This is a genomic window from Pantoea sp. GM_Pan_4, from assembly GCF_026541005.1.
Taxonomy (GTDB): Bacteria; Pseudomonadota; Gammaproteobacteria; order Enterobacterales; family Enterobacteriaceae; genus Pantoea; species Pantoea dispersa.
In genome coordinates, this window is the sequence record NZ_JALNUZ010000025.1 from 1 (window position 1) to 4,917 (window position 4,917).

A 4,917-nucleotide genomic window follows, 5' to 3' on the forward strand; every position below is an offset into this window, starting at 1 on the left:
GGCAGTCGCTTTGATACCTACGATTTCTACTTCGTCGCCCACTTTCACGATGCCGCGCTCAACACGACCGGTAACAACGGTACCACGGCCAGAGATTGAGAATACGTCTTCGATTGGCAGCAGGAACGGCAGGTCGATAGCACGGACTGGATCCGGGATGTAGTTATCCAGGTGCTCAGCCAGCTCAACGATTTTCGCTTCCCACTCAGCGTCGCCTTCCAGCGCTTTCAGCGCAGAACCGCGTACGATTGGGGTATCGTCGCCAGGGAAGTCGTAAGCAGACAGCAGGTCACGCACTTCCATCTCAACCAGTTCCAGCAGCTCTTCGTCATCAACCATGTCGCACTTGTTCAGGAACACGATGATGTAAGGAACGCCAACCTGACGACCCAGCAGGATGTGCTCACGGGTCTGAGGCATTGGGCCATCAGTCGCCGCAACAACCAGGATCGCGCCGTCCATCTGCGCAGCACCGGTGATCATGTTTTTCACATAGTCGGCGTGGCCTGGGCAGTCAACGTGTGCGTAGTGACGGGTCGGGGTTTCATATTCAACGTGAGAGGTGTTGATGGTGATACCACGAGCCTTCTCTTCTGGCGCGTTATCGATCTGATCGAATGCACGTGCCTGGCCGCCGTAGGTTTTTGCCAGAACGGTGGTGATTGCCGCAGTCAGAGTGGTTTTACCGTGGTCGACGTGACCGATGGTGCCCACGTTTACGTGCAGTTTGTTACGTTGAAATTGCTCTTTAGCCATCGCTTGTCCCTCTAAGACACGGATATATCAAAGATATCGTCACATTAACCAGGCAAAACCTGATGTTAGTTTTACAGAGAGAGAATCAGGAGAGAGATAAAGGAAGTGGTGCTGATACCCAGAGTCGAACTGGGGACCTCACCCTTACCAAGGGTGCGCTCTACCAACTGAGCCATATCAGCACATCTGGAGCGGGCAGCGGGAATCGAACCCGCATCATCAGCTTGGAAGGCTGAGGTAATAGCCATTATACGATGCCCGCATCCTGGAACTCGGCTACCTGTTCTTTCTGTAGCTTATGAATAATAAAAGAAGACCTTCTATTATTCGAGCCAGTCAGAGTTTCCGACTGACGGTGATCACGCTACTGCGCAATCTGAATTCGAAGGTGAGAGAGTTGAACTCACCCATCAGATAAGCCTTTATCTGACGCTCAACCGAGAGGTTGAGATGGTGGTGGGAGAAGGATTCGAACCTTCGAAGTCTGTGACGGCAGATTTACAGTCTGCTCCCTTTGGCCGCTCGGGAATCCCACCTACTTGATGGTGCCGGCTACCGGAATCGAACTGGTGACCTACTGATTACAAGTCAGTTGCTCTACCAACTGAGCTAAGCCGGCATCAAGTGACGCGCATTCTAGGAAGACCGGGTTCAGGATGCAACAAAAAAATTGCTAAATTTGCACTACCGCTTACTATTTGTGCAAATCCTCGCAAAACGCCCCGCCAGCGCAGCAAAAAGCAGCAAACATGGTGTGTTTTTCCGCCAGCCCATAGCCTGATTATTCTTTGATACCGCTTTAGCCCCATACTGTGATCATAAAAATGCGGGCCTGCTTACGAAAGCGTGCTCAGGTTTATCATTTTACTTCTTTTTAAAGTCACACTGGTGTTACCCTCCTGCCCATTGTTCTCGTTAAATTACCCCTGTGACGTGCAACTGAGTTCGACACATCGCTGTATGCCTGTTGCTGCAAGGTGTTGATGAGCCAGAATTTGCGGTCAGATGCATGCTTATGAGTAAAAAAACGACGCCACTGACGACGCCCTACCTGCAGTTTGATCGCCAGCAATGGGCTGCGCTGCGAGATTCCGTACCGATGACGCTGGCCGCCAGCGAAATTGAACGGCTGCGCGGTATCAATGAAGATCTTTCGCTGGAAGAAGTTGCCGAGATTTATCTGCCGCTATCACGTCTGCTGAACTTCTATATCAGTTCAAATCTGCGCCGTCAGGCGGTGCTGGAGCAGTTTCTCGGCACCAATGGCCAGAAGATCCCTTACATTATCAGTATTGCCGGCAGTGTCGCCGTCGGTAAAAGCACCACAGCGCGCGTGTTACAGGCGCTGCTTAGCCGCTGGCCCGAGCACCGCAAGGTGGAACTCATCACCACCGATGGCTTTTTGCACCCTAATGCGGTGCTGAAAGAGCGCGGCCTGATGAAGAAGAAAGGCTTCCCGCAGTCGTATGATATGCATCGACTGGTGAAGTTCGTATCGGATTTGAAATCGGGCGCCAGTCAGGTCACCGCACCGGTGTATTCACACCTGATTTACGATGTTATCCCGGATGGCGATAAGGTGGTGGTGCAGCCGGACATCCTGATTCTGGAAGGGCTGAACGTCCTGCAGAGCGGTATGGATTATCCGCACGATCCGCATCATGTATTTGTCTCAGATTTCGTCGACTTTTCAATATATGTCGATGCGCCAGAAAACTTATTAGAGCGCTGGTACGTTAATCGCTTTCTTAAATTCCGCGAAGGTGCCTTCAGCGATCCGGACTCTTATTTCCACCACTATTCTCAGCTGCCTGAAGAGGAAGCAGAAAGTATTGCACGTGGATTATGGAAAGAGATTAACTGGCTGAATTTGAAAGAAAACATCTTACCTACGCGTGAGCGGGCCAGCCTAATCATGACCAAGTCTGCGGATCATGCCGTGCAAAGCGTGCGGTTACGAAAATAGTATTAAAAACGCCCTGCTTTATCAGGGCGTTTAATGCATTACTGTTTACTGTGTTAATTAGCGGGACGTAATGAGATCTCGCCACCGACCCAGGATTTAATCTCACCATCCTGTTCCAGCAATAAACCGCCCTGCTTATCAATTCCGCGCGCAATGCCATGCACTTCACGATCGCCAATCAGCAGTTTTACCGGGCGATGGATAAAGTTATCCAGCGCTTCCCAGCGGCCGACAAACGGCGCCAGCCCATCCCGTTCAAACAGCGGTAAAGCTTCACGCAGACGGTTTATCAGCCTGGCGGCGAGTTCGTTACGATTGATCTCGATGCCCGCTTCCTGCAGATTGATCCAACCCTGATTGATTTCCGCCGTGCCTTCGCCCCGCATCACCAGGTTGATCCCCGCGCCCATCACAATTTGCGCCGCATCGCCGGTTTTACCGGTGAGCTCAACCAGAATACCCGCCAGTTTACGATCCTGCAGATAGAGGTCATTTGGCCACTTAACGCGAACGTCTGCCGCGCCCAGCGACTGGATAACCTCTGCCATCACGATACCAATCACCAGACTCAGGCCCATTGCCGCAGCTGGCCCCTGCTCCAGTCGCCAGTACATGGACATGTAGAGATTGGCGCCAAACGGCGAGAACCATTTCCGTCCGCGCCGGCCGCGCCCGGCCTGTTGATATTCCGCGATGCACGCATAGCCGGAGTTCAGCTGGTCCATGCGATCGAGTAAATACTGATTCGTTGAGTCAATAACCGGAATCACCGCCAGATCCGGCTGATGCAGATGCGCCAGTATCGCCTCTTCATTCAGCAGCTGAATCGGCGCTGGCAGGCTGTAGCCTTTCCCTGTCACGGTGTAGACATCCAGACCCCAGCTTTTCAGCGTCTGAATATGTTTATTCACGGCAGCGCGGCTCATACCGAGCGCTTCACCCAGCTGTTCACCAGAGTGAAATTCGCCATCGGCCAGCAGGGCGACCAGTTTTAATGGAACGCTATGATCTTTCATGAAATCACCTCGACGGCGTTACGCTCGCCCTGCGCGCCAATGAAACGTACTTCTGGCTCCAGCCACACGGCAAATTTTTTCCCCACCTCCTGACGCACATGATGGGCCAGGGCGACAATATCCTGCGGTGTGGCATTGTCTTCATTGATCAGTACCAGTGCCTGCTGCCGATGCACCGCAGCGCCGCCAAGACGATAGCCTTTCAACGCACACTGATCGATCAGCCAGCCCGCGGCCAGCTTGACCTCACCACTGTGCTGTGGATAGTGCGGCATAGCAGGATAGTGCGTGAGCAATGCCTCTGCCTGCTGAGTGGAAATCAGGGGGTTTTTAAAGAAACTGCCTACATTGCCTGTTATGCGCGGATCGGGCAGCTTACTTTGCCGCATATGGCACACCGCATTGAATACGTCCCACGCGCATACGGTAGCGGGATTGAGCTTCGCCAGATCGCCATAGCTCAGCACCGGTTTCCACTGCTTGGCCAGACGCAGACCGACGGCCACAATCACATAGTCGTGCTTCATCGCGTGTTTGAAGATGCTGTCGCGATAGCCAAACTGGCACTCATCACGGTGCAGACGCGTGACTGTGCTATCCGGCAGGTGTAACACTTCGACGTACTGGCAAATATCTTTAAATTCAACACCGTAAGCGCCAATGTTCTGGATGGGTGCCGATCCCGTCACGCCTGGAATTAGCGCCAGATTTTCCAGCCCGGTGAGGCCTTTCTTTAGAGTGTGCTCAACCAACTGATGCCAGTTTTCGCCAGCACCAACGTGCAGATGCCAGGCTTCGTCGTGCTCTTCCAGGGTGATGCCTTTAATCGCGTTAATCACCACGCAGCCGGCAAAATCTTCGAGGAACAGGACGTTACTGCCCTCGCCAAGCACCATAAACGGCTGATTATTTTGCTGGCTGGCGTGCCAGGCAGAGGAAATGGCTTCTGCGCTATCCGCAACAACAAGCTTTTCAGCCGCGATTGCAAGACCCAGTGTGTTGAACGCTTTCAGGGAAGTCTGAGGGCTGGACATGTTACGGCCTTTACTGATTAATCTGGCGGTAGTTTACCCGATTGCACGGTTTTACAGTGGGGAGTTTTCGCGTTTTTAGCGGTAAATTTGCTGAAGTACGGGCGCAAAAAAGCCCCGGACTCTCGTCCGGGGCTTCTTCACTGGT

Annotated in this window: 4 protein-coding genes and 4 tRNA genes; 1 reads left to right on the forward strand and 7 read right to left on the reverse strand. The window is 52.9% G+C overall.

All coding sequences use genetic code 11. The annotated features are described in order from the left end of the window. The 5 genes from OXR61_RS23245 to OXR61_RS23265 form a co-directional block, all read right to left on the reverse strand. The coding region (locus OXR61_RS23245; protein ID WP_267412575.1) for an elongation factor Tu at positions 1 to 756 on the reverse strand (756 nt) is incomplete at its 3' end. A gap of 106 nt (positions 757 to 862) precedes the next feature. Then, positions 863 to 938: transfer RNA gene (locus OXR61_RS23250), tRNA-Thr, on the reverse strand. 5 nt (positions 939 to 943) lie between these two features. Then, a tRNA-Gly gene (locus OXR61_RS23255) sits at positions 944 to 1,018 on the reverse strand. 189 nt (positions 1,019 to 1,207) lie between these two features. Beyond that, a tRNA-Tyr gene (locus OXR61_RS23260) sits at positions 1,208 to 1,292 on the reverse strand. 7 nt (positions 1,293 to 1,299) lie between these two features. After that, positions 1,300 to 1,375, reverse strand: a tRNA-Thr gene (locus OXR61_RS23265). Positions 1,376 to 1,771: 396 nt separating this feature from the next. Here OXR61_RS23265 and coaA point away from each other — a divergent pair. Beyond that, positions 1,772 to 2,722 (forward strand): type I pantothenate kinase, encoded by a 951-nt coding sequence (gene coaA / locus OXR61_RS23270; protein ID WP_206099444.1) that lies wholly within the window; start codon positions 1,772 to 1,774, stop codon positions 2,720 to 2,722. Between the two features lie 53 nt (positions 2,723 to 2,775). Here the strand turns inward: coaA and birA are convergent, their stop codons facing one another. Both birA and murB read right to left on the reverse strand, forming a co-directional pair. Further along, positions 2,776 to 3,738 (reverse strand): bifunctional biotin--[acetyl-CoA-carboxylase] ligase/biotin operon repressor BirA, encoded by a 963-nt coding sequence (birA, locus tag OXR61_RS23275; RefSeq protein WP_021508689.1) that lies wholly within the window; start codon positions 3,736 to 3,738, stop codon positions 2,776 to 2,778. Next, positions 3,735 to 4,772, reverse strand: coding sequence for a UDP-N-acetylmuramate dehydrogenase (gene murB, locus OXR61_RS23280; protein WP_238561272.1), 1,038 nt, complete (start codon positions 4,770 to 4,772; stop codon positions 3,735 to 3,737). Before murB ends, birA begins: the two co-directional genes overlap by 4 nt. Positions 4,773 to 4,917: the final 145 nt, after the last annotated feature.

Coding starts and splice junctions, on each gene's coding strand:
- murB (WP_238561272.1), bottom strand. CDS start 4,772: ATGTCCAGCCCTCAGACTTCCCTGAAAGCGTTCAACACACTGGGTCTT.
- coaA (WP_206099444.1), top strand. CDS start 1,772: ATGAGTAAAAAAACGACGCCACTGACGACGCCCTACCTGCAGTTTGAT.
- birA (WP_021508689.1), bottom strand. CDS start 3,738: ATGAAAGATCATAGCGTTCCATTAAAACTGGTCGCCCTGCTGGCCGAT.